Origin of the sequence: Flavobacterium sp. CF136 (genome assembly GCF_000282055.1) — a bacterium.
Classification (GTDB): domain Bacteria; phylum Bacteroidota; class Bacteroidia; order Flavobacteriales; family Flavobacteriaceae; genus Flavobacterium.
This window is the reverse complement of sequence record NZ_AKJZ01000016.1, coordinates 146,651-167,290: the sequence shown is the minus strand read 5'-3', so window position 1 is coordinate 167,290 and position 20,640 is coordinate 146,651. Positions and strand designations below refer to the sequence as shown.

The 20,640-nt window shown below is 34.7% G+C and carries 15 protein-coding genes; 6 read left to right on the top strand and 9 right to left on the bottom strand.

Annotated features, from left to right (window positions below; genetic code table 11):
• Window positions 1-9: 9 nt before the first annotated feature.
• Window positions 10-1,548: a hypothetical protein gene (locus PMI10_RS07290; protein ID WP_007806197.1), complete on the bottom strand. Its 1,539-nt coding sequence runs from the start codon at window positions 1,546-1,548 to the stop codon at window positions 10-12.
• Between the two features lie 245 nt (window positions 1,549-1,793).
• Here PMI10_RS07290 and PMI10_RS07285 point away from each other — a divergent pair, with 245 nt between their 5' ends.
• The 6 genes from PMI10_RS07285 (at window position 1,794) to PMI10_RS07260 (ending at window position 14,421) form a co-directional block, all read left to right on the top strand.
• Window positions 1,794-3,125, top strand: a complete 1,332-nt coding sequence (locus PMI10_RS07285; RefSeq protein WP_007806194.1) for a BNR repeat-containing protein — start codon at window positions 1,794-1,796, stop codon at window positions 3,123-3,125.
• A gap of 304 nt (window positions 3,126-3,429) precedes the next feature.
• Window positions 3,430-7,443 carry a hybrid sensor histidine kinase/response regulator transcription factor gene (locus PMI10_RS07280; protein WP_238539455.1) on the top strand — a complete coding sequence of 1,338 codons (4,014 nt, stop codon included), beginning with the start codon at window positions 3,430-3,432 and terminating at the stop codon, window positions 7,441-7,443.
• Between the two features lie 411 nt (window positions 7,444-7,854).
• Window positions 7,855-9,822: a DUF2264 domain-containing protein gene (locus tag PMI10_RS21860; RefSeq protein ID WP_007806190.1), complete on the top strand. Its 1,968-nt coding sequence runs from the start codon at window positions 7,855-7,857 to the stop codon at window positions 9,820-9,822.
• A 102-nt stretch (window positions 9,823-9,924) separates the two neighbouring features.
• The gene (locus PMI10_RS07270; RefSeq protein WP_007806188.1) at window positions 9,925-11,118 is read left to right on the top strand and encodes a glycoside hydrolase family 88 protein; all 1,194 of its coding nucleotides are present in this window, start codon (window positions 9,925-9,927) and stop codon (window positions 11,116-11,118) included.
• Window positions 11,119-11,182: 64 nt separating this feature from the next.
• The gene (locus PMI10_RS07265) at window positions 11,183-13,042 is read left to right on the top strand and encodes a glycoside hydrolase family 2 protein (RefSeq protein ID WP_007806187.1); all 1,860 of its coding nucleotides are present in this window, start codon (window positions 11,183-11,185) and stop codon (window positions 13,040-13,042) included.
• Window positions 13,043-13,377: 335 nt separating this feature from the next.
• Window positions 13,378-14,421 carry a GntR family transcriptional regulator gene (locus tag PMI10_RS07260; RefSeq protein WP_007806185.1) on the top strand — a complete coding sequence of 348 codons (1,044 nt, stop codon included), beginning with the start codon at window positions 13,378-13,380 and terminating at the stop codon, window positions 14,419-14,421.
• A gap of 31 nt (window positions 14,422-14,452) precedes the next feature.
• Here PMI10_RS07260 and PMI10_RS07255 read toward each other — a convergent pair whose 3' ends face one another.
• The 8 genes from PMI10_RS07255 to PMI10_RS07220 all read right to left on the bottom strand — a co-directional run bounded on the left by PMI10_RS07255 (window position 14,453) and on the right by PMI10_RS07220 (window position 20,618).
• On the bottom strand, window positions 14,453-15,328 hold the full coding sequence (locus PMI10_RS07255; RefSeq protein WP_238539454.1) for a glycoside hydrolase family 130 protein: 876 nt from the start codon (window positions 15,326-15,328) through the stop codon (window positions 14,453-14,455).
• Window positions 15,329-15,705: 377 nt separating this feature from the next.
• The gene (locus tag PMI10_RS07250; RefSeq protein WP_007806181.1) at window positions 15,706-16,452 is read right to left on the bottom strand and encodes an SDR family oxidoreductase; all 747 of its coding nucleotides are present in this window, start codon (window positions 16,450-16,452) and stop codon (window positions 15,706-15,708) included.
• A gap of 12 nt (window positions 16,453-16,464) precedes the next feature.
• Window positions 16,465-17,337 (bottom strand): pirin family protein, encoded by an 873-nt coding sequence (locus PMI10_RS07245; protein WP_007806179.1) that lies wholly within the window; start codon window positions 17,335-17,337, stop codon window positions 16,465-16,467.
• An 8-nt stretch (window positions 17,338-17,345) separates the two neighbouring features.
• The gene (locus PMI10_RS07240; RefSeq protein ID WP_007806177.1) at window positions 17,346-17,711 is read right to left on the bottom strand and encodes a DoxX family protein; all 366 of its coding nucleotides are present in this window, start codon (window positions 17,709-17,711) and stop codon (window positions 17,346-17,348) included.
• Window positions 17,712-17,857: 146 nt separating this feature from the next.
• Entirely contained in the window at window positions 17,858-18,289 is a 432-nt protein-coding gene (locus PMI10_RS07235) for a nuclear transport factor 2 family protein (RefSeq protein ID WP_007806175.1), read from the bottom strand.
• A 161-nt stretch (window positions 18,290-18,450) separates the two neighbouring features.
• The gene (locus PMI10_RS07230; RefSeq protein ID WP_007806172.1) at window positions 18,451-19,458 is read right to left on the bottom strand and encodes a zinc-dependent alcohol dehydrogenase family protein; all 1,008 of its coding nucleotides are present in this window, start codon (window positions 19,456-19,458) and stop codon (window positions 18,451-18,453) included.
• A 138-nt stretch (window positions 19,459-19,596) separates the two neighbouring features.
• Window positions 19,597-20,178, bottom strand: coding sequence for a Crp/Fnr family transcriptional regulator (locus tag PMI10_RS07225; RefSeq protein ID WP_007806170.1), 582 nt, complete (start codon window positions 20,176-20,178; stop codon window positions 19,597-19,599).
• 50 nt (window positions 20,179-20,228) lie between these two features.
• On the bottom strand, window positions 20,229-20,618 hold the full coding sequence (locus tag PMI10_RS07220) for a nuclear transport factor 2 family protein (protein ID WP_007806167.1): 390 nt from the start codon (window positions 20,616-20,618) through the stop codon (window positions 20,229-20,231).
• Window positions 20,619-20,640: the final 22 nt, after the last annotated feature.

The following is a 20,640-nucleotide window of genomic DNA, read 5'->3' as shown; positions in this document are numbered from 1 at the left end:
CTTAATAATTTAATTAGTACAGGATTTGCCTTTGGGTATATATTTTCCATTTTCTGCATCATCAATAGTTATATTTTTGTCTTCTGCTGTACGATTATTTACTATTCTTCTTCTTTCTTCATAATTTGGGGCACTGTAATCTAAAGGATAGCGATCTTTAAAAATTTGCGTACCTGTCATAGTTGAAAGAGCCAGATCATGATAAAAAAGGTCTGCTTTTCCTGTATTTGAAACTGGGATTCCAGTCTGAAACTCTTGTAAAGCATTTGCCATTACATCTATATAATTCTCAAACATTTGTGAATGTTGAGGGTCTGTAGTTCCTTCAAAATTTTTAGAAGCATATTCCATAAATAAACAATCATAATTGTCGTATGCACAAATATTGCCATTATTATGAAAATCATCATACAATGCAAAGAAATGGGCATGAATTATCTCGTGAATAACTATTGCAGCTATTGCTAAATCTGTAGGTGGTCTTTGATTGTTTTCTGTTCCTTTTAGATATGGTTCACTTATTGTTATGAGATAATTATTTTTGCTCACCCGTCTTGTATCTGCTAATGCCACCGTCATACTTGTTGTTCCTATTACTATTTTTAAAGTATAAGTTCCATTAATCGGGACTCCAAACTTCTCAAAAATGTTCGCAATATCATTTTGTGTCAAGTTTTTTAGTTTCTCTAAAACTGCCTTTGTACATGGGTCAAGCTGCGAGCCATCGATTTGCTCTTCTAATGCAGCAGCAATTTGTGCAGATGTTGGTGCGGAAGTTGAGCCCCCAGAACCATTTTTATAATTATAGAATTCCAATCTCTGATTTAATATATCTTCTTTATTATTACTACCATCACAGGGAAAAGGCATAATACTTGATGTCCTTGTTGTTGTTGTCCCAACATAATTAATCGCCACAATTCTATCCCCAACAGTCCAGACATCATAACGAGAAATAGTTTGATCGATAATTACCGTATAATTTCCTCCGCACTGGGGCATTTTATTCGTGGCATCAGATTTAGTTGCGAAAGCATTAATACTCTCTTCCAAAACATTCAGATTATTATTCTCTGAAATATTTCTGGCTTTTCCTTTATATATCGCTACTGACCCCAAATTTTCTCCATTTAAAAGAAACACATTTAATGTTCCCGTAAAATCATTTAGTTTGGTAATGGTTTCAGGATAAACATTGCTGCCTTTATTCGTATACACTTCTACAAAATAAGAATATAATTGTCCTTCAGACTCAATTGTAACAATCTGATATTTTAAATGGTTCTGTAAAAAATCAGATTCCAGTGTACTTATTGATTTTTCGTAAGCCGAAATCTCAGTGATTTTAAAATTACTTTTCTCTGTTTCCTTTATGTTTTCCCAATTTACAGCTACATTTTCAGCAATATTTACATTAGAAAATTTATTTAATTCTAAATCTTTTTTTACCTGTTCTAAATCTACGCTTGTATTATTCTTTCCTAGTTCTTCGTTATTACAGGATATTAAAAGTATCGATAGTATAAAACAGATTAAATATTTCAACATTTGGCTCAAAATGATTAGAGGTTAATAAGCGCCAAATATATAGATTTATTCCTAATAAAATATTTGAAAATATTAAATTTTGTATACAAAAAGATTTAGTCAAATAAATGTACAGATTAAAAAAAAATGAGAAGCATACCCTGCTTTATATTTTAGAATTTTGGCTACACAAACTGGAAGGTACAGGTTTGTTTTTTTAATTCTTCTAATTACATTTGTTTGTAACCACCAAAACTTAACCTCATATGCTTAATTATTTACGCAGTCGGCTCCAAACAAAATTTGTAATCATTGAATGGCTTTTTTTTCTTTTAATTTTATCTTCTTTCAAAACTAATGCACAGCTAAAAACTACAGTCAGTGAAATTGGTCCGGGATGGAGTAACAACTCGGTCAATACGGTTATTTTTAGGAATAGTGCCATAACTACATTTAAAAATATTCAATATACTGCTTATTACAATCCTGAAGGCAAGATGGTTTTGGCAAAGCGCAGGCTGAATTCAGCTAAGTGGGAAAAAGTAATTACACCTTACAGCGGGAATGTAAAAGATGCCCATAACAGTATCAGTATTGCGGTAGATATTGACGGGTATCTTCATGTAAGCTGGGATCAGCATGATACCCGTCTTCGTTATGCAAAAAGTAAAGTACCATTTAGCCTGGAACTGGGTGAAGAGCAGTCCATGACAGGAAATGAAGAACTTAAGGTGACTTATCCGGAATTTCACAATCTGCCAAATGGTAAATTGTTATTCTGTTACCGTTCTGGTGCTTCTGGCCGGGGGAATATGATTATGAAATTATATGATATAAAAACCAAACAGTGGCAGCAGCTGCAAAATAATTTAATTGATGGAGAAAACGAGCGAAGTGCTTACTGGCAGATCTGCGTAAACAAAAAAGGAATTTATCTTTCATGGGTATGGCGCGAAAGCTGGGATGTTTCAACTAATCATGACATTTGTTATGCTTTTTCAGCAGATTGGGGACAGACCTGGAAAAAATCCAATGGAGAGAACTATTCGCTCCCAATCACAAAGGCAACAGCCGAACTGGCCTGGAGTATACCGCAGAACAGCAGTTTAATTAATCAGACTTCGATGACTACAGATGAATTTGGTAACCCGTATATAGCAAGTTATTGGGCTGTTAATGAAGTACCTCAATATAAAATTGTCTTTTTGGATAAAGGAAAATGGAACCTGATTGATACTGATTTTCAAGAAAAATCATTTATTTTAGGAGGAGGAGGAACCAAAAGGATTCCAATTTCACGTCCTGAGATTCTTATGAATAAATCGATGCTCTATCTGCTTTTCAGATCTGAAGAAAGAGGCAGTAAAATTAGCCTGGCATCAATCAATCTGAACAAAAAACATTGGAAAATCACTGATATTACAGATTCTTCAGTAGGACAGTGGGAGCCAAATTTTGATAAAGAACTTTGGAAGGAAAAAACACAGCTGCATATTTTTTCTCAAAATGTAAACCAGGCTGATGGGGAAGGACTGTCTGCTGTAGAAGCTCAGCCAGTTCAGATTCTGGAATTGCAAAAAATACCCGTAACTAAATAGCGAGTCAACGATTTATTATTTAAGCAGAATATAATTGAGACGAAAAACTCTCCGTTTATTTTCTGCTTACACCTCGAATATTATTTAACTCGTTGGGTGTATTAAAATAGGTGTCAGGCTGAGTCTATTCGATTCGGCTTCGCTCAGGATAAACTTAGTCGGAGTCCTTGCATGTAAAAAAGCTCTTCGGCTTCGCTTAGTATAAGCATAGCCGAATCGAATCAGGATGACAATGATTTCCGGAAGTATAATTTAATATTTAGTTAAGTACTCACTTATGAAAAACAAGTTTAAAATTAGTTTTTTGACTTACCTGTTAACATTTTCTATTTACAGTCAGGAATATTTAGTTCGTTTTTTAGATATCTCTCAGGGGTTATCCAATAATTCCGTTACCTGTATTTATCAGGAACGTCAGGGGTATATCTGGTTTGGAACTAATGACGGCTTAAACCGTTATGATGGTTATAATTTTAAAGTTTACAGAAATGATGTCAACAAGGAAAATTCAATAGCGGCCAATTATATATTTTGTATCGATGGTGATTCACTAGGTAATATCTGGGTAGGGAGTGCAAATGGAGGAAGTGTGCTTAATTCAATTTCAGGACAAGTTTCTCAGCTTGCCATAGGCAGCAGTACAAAGTTAATTAAGGAAGAAAGCATAGTGCAGATAAAAGCATTTTCAACTTCCTGTATGATGGCTGCATGTGAAAAATCCGGGTTGGTAATTTTCAAGAAAGGGCAATACACCGGGAAGCAGGCAGATTTAAAGATTAGAGGTAAAAAGTTACTTCAGTACCACGTTACAAGTATAGAACCAGTTCCTGAAAAAGGCTTCTGCTGGATTTTTATTAAAAATCATGGTTTATATAAGTACTGGATAAAATCACAACTAATGGAAGCAATCTGCAGTGAAAAGTTGCAGGCAAATTATTTAAAAAGTGAAGATAATGGCAGCCTTTGGATAGGAACAGATGAGGGATTATTTAAGTTTGATGAAAAACATAAGAACTATGGAGACAATATCCTTGATTATAAGGCAATAGTTACCAATATCTTATTTGATAAAAATAAAGAGATTTATATCGCTACGGATGGGTCAGGAGTATTTAAAATAGACAAACAAAACAAAGCAGTCCAGTTCAAAGATGCGGGAGATCAGCAGATTTTAAAGAGTGATGCAGTCTGGGGGTTATATGAGGATAAGGATAAAAATAAATGGTTTGGAACTTTGCGCGGCGGGGTAAGCATGATTGGAAATTCTAAACGCTGTTTTCGCCATATAAAAAATATTGAGGGTAATCCAGCGCTTAATTACACCCTTTCTTTTTGTGAAGATGCTAACCATAATCTATGGATTGGGACTGATGGTGGTGGTTTACGCTTCTGGAACAGAGCTAAAAATACGTTTACAAAATTTACTGAAAATGATGGACTCTCAAGTAATTTTATCCCGGGAATTGTTTTAGATGATATCTATTTATGGGTCGCAACCTGGGATGGAGGATTAAATAAAATTAACACTTTAAATCGCAAAGTCGAACATTATAATTTATACAATCCTGTTACAAAACATAAAGAACGCAGCATTTGGTTTGTATTTAAAGATTCAAAAAATATAATTTGGTCGGCAACCAAAGAAGGGACACTTTATTATCGTAATCCGTTATCTAAAAAATTTGAAGTTTTTGATTCTGGCATATCAGGAGTATTATGCATAAGCGAAAGCAGCGATGGTCATTTATGGGTCGGTAACTACACAGATTTAATTGAAATCAATACGGTTACAAAAAAGATTAACAGAACAAAGATTGGCTATCCCATACGATGCATCCTTGAAGACAAAAAATCTAATTTCTGGATAGGAACATCAGAAGGAGGATTACTGAAATTCAACCGTAAAAACAAATCTTTTACCAGATTTACTACAATTGAAGGGTTGCCATCAAATATAGTTTTACGGATTCTTGAAGATAAAAAAGGATATTTATGGCTGAGTACCTATAAAGGAATAAGCAAATTTAATCCGGAGAAAAAGAAATTCCACAATTTTACAGCTTCAGACGGGCTGCAGAGCAATCAGTTCAGCTATAATGCCGGCCTGATTTTGTCCTCAGGAGAATTTATTTTTGGAGGGATTAACGGATTCAATATTTTTTTTCCCGGCAGTATAAAGGAAATAAACCGCCATTATAAGGTACTGCTTGATGATGTTCAGGTAAATAATAGTTCGGTTTTGGGAAATATGAATTATTTTAAAATAAAATCAAGGGATCAGAAAATACTAAAATTGCCTTTTGACCAGACAACATTATCATTAGATTTTGTAGCATTGGATTATGAGAATACAGATAAAATTAAATATGCCTATTATCTTGAAGGCTGGGACGAGCATTGGAATTATGTATCTAACAGGAATGCAAGATATTCCAGATTGTATGAAGGAACATACCAGTTTAAAGTAAAAACTACAGATAATTACGGAAATTGGGGTAAAGAAATTACGTTAATTGAAATTCAGGTCCTGCCGCCATGGCACCGCTCCTGGTGGGCGTATATGCTTTATATTTTAGCGGGTGCCGGAGTTGTATTTATGTATATCCGACATAATAAATCTAAAGAAAGAATGCGCTACGAAGTAAAGTTGGCACAAATGGAAAACAGGAAAGAGAAAGAGTTCTCTGAAAAACAAATCTCTATGTTTACCTATATTTCCCATGAGTTCAGGACGCCGCTTTCTTTAATAATTAACCCCATAAAAAAAATAATAAAACAGCAGAATAAGACAGGTGAAGTTTCACCTGAACTTTTGGTAGCGAATCGAAATGCGAGAAGGCTTTTAAGTTTAATGGATCAGTTGTTACTTTTCCGAAGAGCAGAAAATGATGCAGACCAACTTGTATTATCAGAGATTAACTTAAATAAATTATGTGATGAAGTGTATCAATATTTTACGCAGCAGGCTAAATCGCGAAAAATTAAGTATGATATTTTGCTTCCTCAGGAAACCGTTTATATAATTGGAGATAATGAAAAAATTGAAATTTCTTTATTCAATATTGTTTCTAATGCCTTTAAATATACATTAGCCGAAGGTGAAATTTTGCTCAGTTTAGAAAGTAATAATGAAGAAGCAATTATTAAAATAAAAGATACAGGCGTTGGGATAAGTGAAGACGAAATCGATAATATTTATGATAAGTTCAGACAAATAAATTTTAACAACAGTCCGGGTAAAGGATTCGGTATAGGATTGTTTGTTGTAAAGCATTTTATTGAAAAACATTTTGGTTACATAAACTGTTCGAGCCGGATAGGGGAAGGAACAGAATTTAAAATATTCTTAAAAAAAGGCAGGGATCATTTTTCAGATTTACCACTTACAGATCATTCGGTTAAAATGAGTCGTATTGTAAAAGAATTAGCCGCAGAAACTGTTTATAATCAAAAAAATACAGGTTTTTCAAAAGATACTGATATAAATATTTTAAGTAAATTAAAGGATGATGTAGTATCAGAAAAAAAATCAATACTGATAATTGATGATAATGAAGAAATCAGGAATTATTTAATGGAGCTTTTTTCAGACGATTATTTAACCTATAGTGCTGAGAATGGTTTTGATGGCTATGAAATGGTTAATAAGATTTTGCCGGATCTTGTTCTTAGTGATATTTCTATGGAAGGATTAAATGGTTTGGAACTTTGTAAAAAGATCAAAAGCAGTGAAGGGATTAATCATATTTTAGTGATTTTGCTGACAGCTTCCTCAAACCCTGAAACTCAGCTTCAGGGGATATCCGATGGAGCAGATGATTATATAACCAAACCTTTTGATGATGATATTTTAAAAGCAAAAGTGGAAACACTGCTTCGCAACAGAAGTCAGTTGAAAAATTATTTTCTTGATAGCATAACATTGAATCCACATAGTCAAAAGGTACCCACGGAAACCGCTGATTTTTTAAAAAAATGTATAGAAGTCATTGAAAAAAATCTTGCCAACCAACAATTTAATATTAAGCAGTTTTCCATAGAAATGGGAATGAGCCATACCCGATTATACACTAAAATAAAAGAAATTTCAGGTCAGACTTTAAATGGATTTATAAGATCGGTGCGTCTGCGTCGTGCAGCCGTGCTTCTGCTGACCGAGGACATCCGTATTTCGCATGCTGCTTCTCAGGTTGGAATGGAGGATGTTAAACATTTCAGGGAACAATTTGTTAAACTTTATGGTATGACACCGTCTGAATTTATAAAAAAATACAGAAATTCATTTAATTCAGAATTGAACATCATACAAAAATTATAAACCTAATTTCAATTTAAAACATGCTCATAATATAATTATTCATACATTTTTTTATATCGTTATAATTTCAAATGGTTTGCCCCTTTTAAATAGTGATTTTACCCCCTTCAGATTTTCTTAAAGGCTTGTTAATTTGAAAAATAAATCAGTGGCATTTGTTATGGAATAAATGTTAGAGGAGCAGATTAGATCAGAACAGAAAAATCAATTATTTAATTATTTATGACTAATTAATATAAAAAAATAGTTTTCGGGTATGGGATTCAAAGATGGCCCTATATCACACAGAAGAGTTTATCCTTGAGTAAGATAAAGTTTGTTTAGTTTTGTAAGTGTGTGTTTTTTTTACAACCTGCCTGAGCAATTGGTTATTGCGACAGGCAGGTCTTTTTAATTTTTTATCAATTAAGTATGAAATATTTTAGAACTCAAATTCTTTTGTTTCTTTTTTTTAGCTCTTTAGCCGCTCAGGTAAACAAGGATAATAATTTGGAACAGCGTGCTTACTTTGTAAAAATGCTGACCAAAATTGCTCATCCTGTTCTTCAGGCCACAGCAGAGGGGCGTTTAAAATCTGCAATGCCGGTTGAAACAGCACCACATGCGTACGGAGACCGGGACAAAGTAACATATTTAGAAGCATTTGGGAGAACACTTTCCGGTATAGCACCCTGGTTGCAATTAGGACCGGATGACACACCTGAAGGGAAACTTCGTGCAGAATATATTAATCTTACTGCTGCCGGAATAAAAAATGTTGTAGATCCTGCCTCAAAAGACTATATGAATTTCAACGAAGGCGGACAGCCTCTGGTAGATGCAGCTTTTTTTGCCCAAGGCTTGCTCAGAGCTCCTTTATTATGGGAAAAACTTGATAATGATACACAACAGAATGTTATAAATGCCCTAAAAAGTACCAGAGTAATATCTCCCGCATATACAAACTGGTTATTATTTACGGCCATGATTGAAGCGGCACTGCTAAAATACGAAGGCAAAGCCGATATGGTCCGCATAGAGTATGCCTTATTAAAACATAGTGAATGGTACCTTGGTGACGGAACATATGGTGACGGTAAAGATTATCATTGGGATTATTATAACAGTTATGTAATTCAGCCAATGATGCTTGACATCCTTAAAGTTTTAAAAGAAAAAAAAGATACGCTTGTGAACTGGCGCTATAAAAATGAATTTATAGTTAATGCTAATCAATTTATAGAACGTTCTAAGCGTTATACAGCAATTCAGGAGCGGCTTATTTCTCCGGAGGGAACATATCCGGCAATTGGCCGTTCGTTAGCGTATAGGGTAGGAGCATTTCAAAATTTAGCACAAATGGCTCTTCTACAGGAACTTCCTGTAGAATTAAATCCGGCACAGGTGCGGTGTGCTTTACTGAGCATTATTAAAAAACAGATGGAAGCTCCCGACACTTTTACAGATGATGGCTGGTTAACAATTGGATTTTACGGACATCAGCCTGAAATTGGAGAACCTTATATCAGTACCGGAAGTTTATATTTATGTACAGAAGCTTTTTTACCTCTTGGACTTCCCATTCAGACCCCATTTTGGCAGGCACCAGATGCGCCTTACACACAAGAGAAAATTTGGAGCGGAAAAAAAGCAGTTATAGATCATGCTTATTATGACCGGAAGATTATTGATGAACGGAAATGGGAAGTAGTCTTAGATTCCGGTTCTTTTAAATCCAAAAATATGTTCGATAAGCAATGGAATATGTTTTATCCCTGGGGAACAGATCATAACGGTACAGCACGTATGCGGAAGAATCAGGTCGATTTAAATAATAATATTTTAAAATTAACTGCTGTCCCTTCAACAAATAACGAAGGAAAAAGCAAGTCTGATCCGCATTATGATATTAGATATTACAGCGGTGCCGTACACGCCAAGCATAAAATAACCGTAACGGAAGAATATCCTGTTTACCGTATTTCGGGCGAATTTAAAGCCCCGATAAAAAAGGGAACATGGCCTGCGTTCTGGCTCACTGCTGTAAATGGATGGCCGCCGGAGATCGATATTCTGGAATTTAAAGGAGACAGTACCAATTGGATGAATACGTTTATTACACCTGAAAACTGTACAACGCTAAAGAAAAACATACCGGATGCATCAGCCAACTGGCATCAATACAGTGTAGAACTTAAACGCATAGATGATATAAATACTGTTGTTTCTTATTTTTTGGATGGAGAAAAAATAGGGGACCATTGGACAAATTTTACAAATCATCCAATGTGGCTTATCATTAACTTACAAATGGAAGGGTCCTCCGGAACAGCTGAAAAACTTGAAAACACAGAATATCTGGCACGAAATATATCAATTAAACGCTTGAAAAAACAATAAAATAACCTGAAGCTTTTGATAATAATCAAACTGTGAAGAAAAGTTGCAGACTTATTTTATAAATTGCATTAACTATCTAACCACCTACATAAAAACAGCCTAATGAAAAAATATTTAATCTTTATAATAATATTATTCATTGCCCAAGCATGCGCAACAAAGAAAAATAACGATCTTATAAAGAAAATTGATTCTGCTTTAGATAATTCCGTTAAGCAGTATCGGTATCTTTCGACAAAAGTACAGCCGGGAGAATACCCAAAATCCTGGGATGATAAAAGTCAAAAGCTGGAGACCAGTAATTCCGAATGGTGGTGCAGTGGGTTTTACCCCGGAACCTTATTATATCTTAATGAAGCGGTGACAGCTCCTGATTTGGAAAAGCAGGCATTAATTTTTTTGGAAGACCTTAAAAAAGAACAAAATAATACTACCACTCATGACTTGGGGTTTATGATGTACTACAGTTTTGGAAATGCAGAACGTTTACATCCCGGCAAAGAATATGAAGCTATTTTGATGCAAAGTGCTAAAAGTCTTATTACACGCTATAACCCTATTGCAAAGTGCATTAAATCCTGGGACAGTGCTCCCTGGAATCATGCATCAGCAGATGAAATGCCGGTAATTATTGATAATATGATGAATCTTGAACTGCTTTTTTGGGCCAGCAGATACAGCGGAGATCCTGTCTACCGTGATATTGCAATTAATCATGCCAATACAACACTTCAAAATCATTTCAGACCGGACTACAGTTCCTATCATGAAATAGTTTACGACACTCGAGATGGAAAAGTTACCAAAAAGATTACCAATCAGGGAGCTGCTGATGAATCTTCATGGGCAAGAGGGCAGGCATGGGGGCTTTACGGATATGTTGTTATGTATCGTGAAACAAAAGATTTAAAGTATCTTGAACAGGCAAATCATATTGCAAATTATATTTTAAGCAATTCAAATATGCCCAAAGATTTGGTTCCTTACTGGGATTATAGTGCTCCCGGTATACCCAATGCCCTGCGTGACTCTTCAACAGCTGCCATAACAGCTTCCGCACTAATTGAACTTAGTGATTATGCTGATAAACCGCTTTCGGAAAACTATATTAAAGCCTCTGCCACAATAATCAATACGCTGCTCAGCAGTGAATATTTTGCTGATTTTAAAACTAATGGGGGATTTTTACTTAAACACGGAGTTGGAAATATGCCTAATAAAACTGAAATAGATGCATCACTGAGTTATGGTGACTATTATTTAATTGAAGCTCTTTTGAGATACAAAAAGATATAGTCTAGATTAAATATTCGAAATCAATATTGCAGAAGCCACATCTTAATTTACACAAGAAATAACCATGAAAAAAATAGTTTTAATAGTACTGCTTTTTATAGCATCCATCTTTTATGCAGAGGCACAAGAAGACTTAATTGTAAATACGTCAGGAAGAAAGAATGTGTCTTTAAACGGAACATGGCATTATATAATTGACCCTTATGATACTGGTTTTTATGATTATCGTTTTAAAGAAAGACCAGAGAATGACCAAGGAGCATATTGGAATAACAGCGAATCTAAGGATCCAACCAAATGGACGGAACATGGATACAAAGATCCTTACAGCATACAAGTGCCGGGAGACTGGAACAGCCAGGACCGCATATTTCAGTATTATGAAGGAAGTGTATGGTACCAGCGTGAATTTGATAAACCGTCAGTTTCGAGTGGGGAAGATGTTTATCTGTATTTTGGAGCGGTCAACTATGAAGCGCATGTATACTTAAACGGAAAAAAGTTAGGCACGCACAAGGGAGGTTTTACTTCTTTTAATTTTAAAATTCCAGACGGTTTACTTAAAGATAAAGATAATTTTTTAGTTGTAAGAGCAGATAACAGGCGCCATTCGGATGAGATTCCAACTGTTAATACAGACTGGTGGAATTATGGCGGGATTACCAGAGATGTTAAGCTGGTTATTGTACCTCAGGATTTTATTGAGCAGTATAATTTACAGCTGGATCCGTTGACAAAGATAAGTACAGCCGGGCAAAAGGGAAAATATACACTTACCGGATGGGCGAAAACAAATAAAAAAGCCCAGGGAAAAATTACAGTAGAAATTGCCGAACTGAAACTTAAAAAAGAGTTTGACATTCAGGAAGATAGTGTGTCTTTTAGTTTTGAAGTCAGTAAACTAAAGCTTTGGTCACCCGAAAATCCAAAGCTGTATGATGTAAAATTCAGTTTCAATAAAGAAACAATAGCAGAAAATATAGGTTTTAGAAAAATTGAGGTTTCAGGTAAAAAAATAGTATTAAACGGCAAACAGGTCTTTTTAAGAGGAATCAGTATTCATGAAGAAATACCTCAGGAAATCCGCCGTTCACATGGAAAAAAAGATGCCTTGCAATTGTTAGGATGGGCCAAAGAACTAAATTGTAATATGGTACGTCTGGCGCATTACCCTCATGATGAGCAGACTATTAAAACTGCAGATTCCCTGGGTCTTATGGTATGGAGTGAAATACCGGTATACTGGACTATTGACTTTAAAAGTGATGCTGTACTTGAGAAAGCAAAAAAACAGCTCAGTGAAATGATTGCCAGAGATCAAAATAGGGCAAGTATAATTATTTGGTCAGTAGGAAATGAAACCCCGATATCAGATGTTCGCACAAAATTTATGAGTTCACTGGTTACGCTGGCAAAAAAATTAGACTCTTCCAGAATTATATCTGCTGCATTGGAAGCTGGCTATAATGCAGGAGCAAATCATGTAGAAGATCCTTTGGGAAAATATACCGATATAGTTTCCTTAAACGAATATTTAGGATGGTATGGAGGAACACCCGAATCATGCCGCACTGCAAAGTGGACAGTGGCTTTTGATAAACCGTTTTTTATTAGTGAGACAGGTGCAGAGGGGATGTTTGGTTTCCACGCTGATAAAACAGTCCGGTTTAGTGAAGAATATCAGGAATGGTATTATCAGGAACAAATAAAAATGTTCGAGGAACGCTTTCCGGATAGCTTCAGTGGGCTGTCACCATGGATTTTGGCAGACTTCCGTTCTCCAAGACGAAACAATCCAACTTATCAACAAGGGTGGAATACAAAAGGTCTCATCAGTAAAAATGGAGAGAAGAAAAAAGCTTTTTATGTATTACAAGCTTACTATAAGAAAATTAAAGATAAAGAACTGCATACAAATGAGTAAATTTCAGCTCTGTTTTTTTGAATTTATTTTAAAAGAAAAACAATTTTTTCTGCAAGCAGATTTGTGTGACTGATTTTATCCATAATGTAAAATCATTTAATAAATGGCAATATAAATCCTTTAAAAAGAGAAATCTTTTAAACGATTTATGTTGCTTTTTTGATTAACGTGTTTTTTACACTTATTTTTGTATATATTGCAGAATATTTTATATTATTTAATAAATTGGGAAAAATAATGCATAAGAATGTGTTACTGTCCTTAAAATTAAATCAAAATGAAAATAAAATTTATTTTAGCATTAATATTTGTAATTTCCAACTAAATAACTGACTATGGATATACTTACTGATTTGAATTTGGAGGATTCTACTAAACCGAAATACCTGCAGATAGCAGATTGTTTTATTGATAATATTTCCAGGGGAAATCTTAAGAATGGTGACCGTATTCCTTCAATCAATGAATTCAGTAAGGCATATAAATGTTCCAGGGATACGGTTGAAAAAGGGTATAAAGTGCTAAAGGAAAAGAGAGCCATTAAAATTATCCCCGGAAAGGGAACCTATATTGACAGCACTAAATTAATAGCTGAAATAAATGTTCTTTTTTTGATCAATAAGCTGAGTACTTACAAACTTGAAATGTATAATTCTTTCTGTGCGACTGTTGATGATAATTTTCACAGTGATTTTGAGATTTATAACTGTGATGAATCTCTTTTTAAGAGTTTAATGGAAAAGCATGCCAACAGGTATGATTACTACATCATAATGCCTCATTTTAAAATAGATAAACAGAGTCAGAACAATTTTAGCGGAGAGTCTTTAGAAGTTATAAAAAGGATTCCTGCTGAGAAACTCATCATTATGGATAACAATGAGTTGAAAATTGACGGAAATATAATAGAGATCTTTCAGGATTTCGAGGAGGATGTCTACAATGCCCTCACTGCAGGTTTAGAAAAGATAAAAAAATTTAAATCTATTAAATTAGCAGTAACAGATGATTATCATTATACTTATCTCAATAAGATAAAAAAAGGGTTTACAAAGTTCTGTACCGAAAAGGAAATAGATTATGAAATATTAAATAAAATAAGTGAAGGAGCTGCAATTAATAAAGGAGATCTGTTTATTGTTGTGGAAGATGATGATCTGGTGAAGCTTATCGATTCGGCGAATGCAAAAAATTTCAAGCTTGGTGAGGATATCGGAATAATATCTTATGATGAAACTCCTTTAAAAAGACTTCTTGGAATTGCTGTGATGTCAACAGATTTTAAAAAAATGGGAAATACTGCAGCAACAATGATAATGAATAATAATAAAGGAAAAATTAAAAATCCTTTTAATTTTATTGATAGGGATTCGTTATAATTTTTTAGACAACCTGCTAATTCAAAATAATTTAAAATCGAAGTGTTGCCAGGATTTCCGCAATCGAAAAATGCGCACCACAAACAAATTCATCGGCAGCACCGTAATAGATAGTAAGCTGATCACCATTAACTACATGTCCATTAGTAAAAACTACATAGCCAAAAAAACCGCTGAGTTCATAATTTTCCTGTGGCATCATGATAGGTTCCACTGAACGGGCAATTATATGTGAAGGGTTTTCAAGATCCATTAGAAATGCCCCCAGACAATATTTATGCTCACTATTTGCACCATGATAAATTTCAAGCCATCCCTTTTCTGTTCTGATTGGCGCAGTACCTGCACCGACTCTTGCACTATCCCACAAACCATGTCGGGTCTTTACTATGCATTGGTGATTTCCCCAGTGAATACTATCGTATGACTCGGCAAGCCAAATATAATTGCCTCCAATCTGTGGACTTGACGGGCGATGTAACGCATAATATTTACCATTGATCAACTCTTCGAAAATAGCACAGTCTTTGTTGTGTGGAGGAAGAATCATACCTTTTGTTACAAAATTTTTCCAATCTTTGGTGGTACGCAGTCCAACACCTACACCGTTTTCAGAAACTGCTGTATAGGTAAGATAATATGTATCTCCAATTTTACTTACCCGACAATCTTCTATTCCAAATTGTTCCAGTATACCTTCACCCATTATAGCTTCGGTGTTTTCCGGTTCATAAAAATGTATCCCATCATCACTGCTTAACAGTCTAAGATGAGAAAGAGTAGTAAGGTAATCCAGACCTTTATATTTAATTACCCTTGCATCATTGGCTATTAGATCCGGATCATTAAGAGGAATTTCGATAATTTCTATTTTACCCATTGCATTCACCACCGGAAAGAAAATCACACCCTCTTTTTGTGCAATGGATTCAGCAACCCTAACCAGTAACCATGTTTTATTTTCAAATACAAACACGCCGGGATTCAGTAAACTAATAATCTGAAGCTCTGGTGCGCTTGCCGTTAAATCTTTAGGCATTAATAATGGATTTTCGGGAAAACGGCGGGCAATGTCAGTCATAATGGCTTTTTTAAGAGTAATCTTTAGTAAAGTTTAGGCCTGTGTATTCATGATTCTTAAATATTGTAAAGTACGTTAATTGCTTACCAAAATCTTTTATAGAATTGGATAGACATTTTATACAATTTGCATTAACAACCTTAATTAAATTTATAAATAATTGATTCACAAAGAATAACATCAATGAAAAACAGTTTAAAAAATTATATTCTGCCACCGCCATTTACAATTATTTGCTGACCATTTACCCAGGCTCCTTCAGGACCTGATAAGAATGCTACTACGCTGGCAATATCTTCTGGTTTCCCCATTCTTCCTAAATTTATATTTTGACCGATCCTTTCGAATTCCTCTTTTGAAACTTCTTTTTGCATTAGAGGTGTTGCTGTTGGCCCGGGGAAAACACTATTTACTGATATTTGACGCGACCCAAGTTCTTGTGCCAGTATCTCTGTAATTACTTTACCGGCAGCCTTACTGGGAGCATAGATTCCAAGACCCGCTGCCGGATATAATGAGCTCGTTGAAGATATCTGAATAATACGCCCGCCGTTTCTAACATGTTTTGCTGCTTGTTGCAGCACAAAAAAAGTTCCTTTATAATTTATAGCATTGATACGATCAAAATCTGCTTCGTTAACATCAACAATAGGAATACCCATAACAGCAATTCCGGCATTGGCAACTACAATATCGATTCCGCCAAATGTTGTATTGACATCATTAAAAAGTTTAGTAATGTCCGAAACCACACTCACATCAGCTGAAAACCCTGTTGCAATACCGCCAGCTTCCCTAATTTCATTAACTACTTCATCGGCTTGTGTTGGACTGCCTACATAATTAATAGCTACTGCAATTCCGTCTTTTCCCAAGCGAATGGCAATAGCACGACCAATACCAGTTGCAGCCCCGGTTACCAGTGCTACTTTATTTGTTGATGCTGTCATAATTTCATTTTATTAGTTCTTTTTTGTTGATTTAATTTCACCATACTTTCCAGCATAAAAATCTCGATATGCATCTGCAATTTCTCCTGATGAATTCATTACAAATGGCCCTTCTGCAACAATAGGTTCAGCATATTCTTCACCACCAAAAAACAAAATATCAATAGCTTTTTCAGAAGTATTTTTTATTTCTATTTCTCCTGCATTTCTGCTAAATTCTACAAATTCTCCTGCTTCAAATTCAGTATCATTCAGTATTACACTATTCGTAGGCAAAAAAGCGGCAACCTCTATTTTATCTGCCATCTGAATAGTAAATTGTTTGCCTGCTTCCAAATGGATATGATATAGAAACTGCTGGGAATAATTTGGAATTATAGAACTCAATTTCTCATAGTTACCTACAATTACCTTTATCCATCCACTTTCGTAGGCTAATGCTTTTTTAGGTACTTCATTGGCTTGAATTGCTATATGCGCCGGGCTTTCTGTTTTGTTTTTTGCAGGTAGATTAATCCAAAACTGAAAACCGTGAACCATCTTGCTATCTGTTTCTGAATCATAATTCAAATTTCCATCATGAACTATTCCTGTACCTGCTTTCATCCATTGAACGCCACCCGAATGTATTTTGGCATAATTCCCAGCACTGTCAAAGTGTTCTTCTTCGCCTTGAAGAATATAAGTCAATGTAGCAATTCCTCTATGTGGATGGGCTCCCATACCATTCTCAGTGATAGTATCTTTAATTGCAGGAGCTACATAGTCAAGAAACACGAATGGTCCCACTTTATTTGCATACTGATTGGGCAGCAATCTATTTATTGTCAAAGGGCCTAAATCAGCTCTATTCCCTTTTGTTGAAAAACTTGCTTCTTTTTTCATTGTTTTACTTATTTATTTTCCATTTTATTTTTAAAATAATAGGACACTCCCAAAATCACTAAAAAGACAATAGGCGCAACCGCTACAGAAATTGGATCTCCACTAGAAAGGTGTGCTATAAATGCCGAAACAAATGTTAGTGCGAAACCGAAATAAGCGAATGATTTTATTTTATCTGAAATCAGTGGAAGTATTAATACAAAAGCTCCAAATAATTTTAAGACGCCCAGCTCAATTCTGAAATAATCCGGAAAACCTAAATGTACAAAGGCAGCCTTCATATCGGCATTTGTAAAATATCCGAATGCACTAAATAACATCATAGCTGTAATAATACCTGTTGTTGTCCAATAAATAATTTTGTTCTTGTTCATTTTTTCTAATTTTTAATGATTAATTTTTGTTTATTTCTATGATGTAAAATTGCAATAGAAACAAGCCCTAAAACGATGAGATATGATAAAAAAAACCGTTGACATTTATCAACGGTTTTTATAAGTAGGATTAGTTTTGGGCAACTTTATTCGGCAGCAAAGCTTCCACCGCTCATCGCTTTTTGAAAAGCTTGTGGGTTCCAGTATTCACGGTAGTTTACAACAAGACCGTCACGGAAAGTTATGAAAGTTGCATAGCTCATTTCATACGGATTACCATTTCCAATTACAACTCCGGAAGCACTCCATTCTGCGATAGCAACATTTTCGTCATCAGTACCGTAGATTTTTAAGGTTGGTAATGATTTTATATCGATATAACTTGGGTAATCTTTTAAATAAGCATAAAGAGCCTCTTTTCCTTCAAACCTTGCTTGTGAACCTTCCGGGGCAAAAGGAAATTCGGCAACTACATCTTCGGCACAAAGTTCTGACCAGCCTTTCATATCTTTTGCGAGAAATCTGTCTAAAGTGTTACGAAGAAGTTGAGTAGCTGGTGTATTTTTTGAATTTTCCATTTTTGTTTAAATTTTAATGTTATTTTTTATCAATTTGTTGAGGCAAAGTTGCATCATAAGTAATCCTTAAAACGATGCGATTTGATAAAATAAACTGTTGATAAATGTCAACAAATATTTTGTCTCTCTTAAGATTTTGTTTCTTTAAGTTTTAAAACAAATTATATATTCACTACAATCTTACCAAATTGTTGGTTTGATTCTAAATAGTTGTGAGCGACAACAATTTCATCCAGATTAAATACTTTATCAATAATTGGTTTTAATTTTCCTTCGGCTACACCTTTATCAATAAAAGCTATCGCTTGCATTAAAACTTCCATATTGCCTAAAACTTCAATTGCAGAATATCCTCTAATTGTTGGAGTTTTCATCATAACATCAAATGCAGGAAAAACTGCTGGTTCATGACTCAATGCACCATAAACAAATACTTTTCCGTTTTCGGCAACCGAGCTTAAAAGGTTACTGAATTTAGCCCCTACAACAGGATCTAAAATTATATGGGCACCAATATTGTTTGTGATTTTTAAAACTTCAGTTGCTATATCTTCTTCAGATGTGACAATAACGTGGGAAGCACCTGCTTTTAATAATGCCTCTTTTTTCTTAGGTGAAGTGGTTAAAGCAATAGAAATTCCTCCAACATAATTTGTTATTTGAATTGCCGCGAGACCTGCACTGCTTGAAGCTGCATTAACAACTACAAATTCTCCTGGCTTTAATTTTCCTGAATGTACTATCATTCCGTACATTGTGGAGTAACTTGTCCATAAAGATGCTGCTTCATGATAAGATAAATTGGCTGGGTATTTATGTACTGCATAGGATAGCATTATTATATATTCACCATAAGAAGAATAATTATGCAATGAAAACCCGGGAATGACATTTACAACATCACCTACTGATAAATTAGTGACTTCAGAACCTACAGCTTCAATTATTCCTGCTGCTTCATAGCCTAGTTTAGCAGGAAAAACAGGGTTTTCAATATACATTCCCTGACGATACATCGCATCTGCTCTGTTAACTCCAATTGATTTAACCTGAATTCTTACTTCCTGTGGCCCTGGAGCAGGCACTTCTAACTGTTCAATTTTTAATACTTCCGGTTTTCCAGCCTCATGGAAAACAACTGTTTTAGATATTTTTGATAAATCACTCATTGTTTTATTTTTTAATATTTTTATTGATTTTGATAAGGCAAAGTTGCATCAAAGGCAAGCTTTGCAACAATGAGATATGATAAAAAAAACCGTTGACATTTGTCAACGGTTTTTATAATGAAAACTTAAAAACAGAGGTTATTTAAGGGCTTGTTTTCTAATTCGGCTCAATGTTTCTTTGGTTATACCTAAATAGGAAGCAATGATGTGCTGAGGAAATCGTTGGATAAATTGAGGATGGTTCTCTACAAATTCCTCATAGCGTTTTTCGGCAGAATTGCTTATGGTAGAGCTTAGTCTTCTTTGGTTGGCAATGGCATTTCTTTCATCCATTAATCGGATCATTTCTACCAATGCAGGTATTTTTTCCATCAAATCCAGCATTTCAGCTCTTGTAATAATGAGTAGTTCAGTGTCTTCCCATGCATCAATATTATATTTTGAAGGTGTAAGCATAATAGTGCTTTCACGGTCGCTTGCCCAATAGTTTTCAATAAACAAATGTACAATATGTTCAATGCCTTTATCATCTACACTGTATTGCCGCATAGCTCCTTTTACAACAAAACTAGCATACTTGCATACATCACCTTCCTGTAAAAAGTATTGTTTCTTTCTAAGTTTTTTAGGTTGAAAAGTAGCTATAACTAAGGCTTCCTCTTCGCTGGAAAGAGGGTTTTTACTATAATGGTTGATATAGGCTAAAAGATTTTCGTGCATTGCTTGATGGTTATATTAAAACAGTGCAAGATAGAAAAAAATAACTTTTATTATTTAATTGCATCATTGACAGTTTGACTATCCACAAATTGTTCAAAACTTACAATTTTGCTGTCTTTTAATTTCCAAACGTGAGCCACTCTGGCTGTAAATGGTTTGCCTGTAATTTTATAAGTGCCAGTATATGTTCCGTATGCGACCACTTTATCATCACTGGCTATATAATCTTCCGGAGTAAATTTATAATCAATCCATTCACTTCCCAATCTGCTGAAAACATTTTTGGTTATATTATCTAAACCGATATAAGTTCCTCCATACGGAAAACCTTTGGCTTCTGTCAAGGAAATGTCATCGGCTACATATTTAGCCAGATTTTCACCGTTTTCTTTCGAAGTTTTTCCTTCGTAAGTGCTTTTTATAATTTCAAGATTTGTCATTGTCTTTTTATTTAAAGAACAG

Excerpts from the sequence above, each read along its gene's own strand:
- PMI10_RS07290 (WP_007806197.1), bottom strand. The coding sequence starts at position 1,548 with ATGTTGAAATATTTAATCTGTTTTATACTATCGATACTTTTAATATCC.
- PMI10_RS07285 (WP_007806194.1), top strand. The coding sequence starts at position 1,794 with ATGCTTAATTATTTACGCAGTCGGCTCCAAACAAAATTTGTAATCATT.
- PMI10_RS21860 (WP_007806190.1), top strand. The coding sequence starts at position 7,855 with ATGAAATATTTTAGAACTCAAATTCTTTTGTTTCTTTTTTTTAGCTCT.
- PMI10_RS07270 (WP_007806188.1), top strand. The coding sequence starts at position 9,925 with ATGAAAAAATATTTAATCTTTATAATAATATTATTCATTGCCCAAGCA.
- PMI10_RS07265 (WP_007806187.1), top strand. The coding sequence starts at position 11,183 with ATGAAAAAAATAGTTTTAATAGTACTGCTTTTTATAGCATCCATCTTT.
- PMI10_RS07260 (WP_007806185.1), top strand. The coding sequence starts at position 13,378 with ATGGATATACTTACTGATTTGAATTTGGAGGATTCTACTAAACCGAAA.
- PMI10_RS07250 (WP_007806181.1), bottom strand. The coding sequence starts at position 16,452 with ATGACAGCATCAACAAATAAAGTAGCACTGGTAACCGGGGCTGCAACT.
- PMI10_RS07245 (WP_007806179.1), bottom strand. The coding sequence starts at position 17,337 with ATGAAAAAAGAAGCAAGTTTTTCAACAAAAGGGAATAGAGCTGATTTA.
- PMI10_RS07240 (WP_007806177.1), bottom strand. The coding sequence starts at position 17,711 with ATGAACAAGAACAAAATTATTTATTGGACAACAACAGGTATTATTACA.
- PMI10_RS07235 (WP_007806175.1), bottom strand. The coding sequence starts at position 18,289 with ATGGAAAATTCAAAAAATACACCAGCTACTCAACTTCTTCGTAACACT.
- PMI10_RS07230 (WP_007806172.1), bottom strand. The coding sequence starts at position 19,458 with ATGAGTGATTTATCAAAAATATCTAAAACAGTTGTTTTCCATGAGGCT.
- PMI10_RS07225 (WP_007806170.1), bottom strand. The coding sequence starts at position 20,178 with ATGCACGAAAATCTTTTAGCCTATATCAACCATTATAGTAAAAACCCT.
- PMI10_RS07220 (WP_007806167.1), bottom strand. The coding sequence starts at position 20,618 with ATGACAAATCTTGAAATTATAAAAAGCACTTACGAAGGAAAAACTTCG.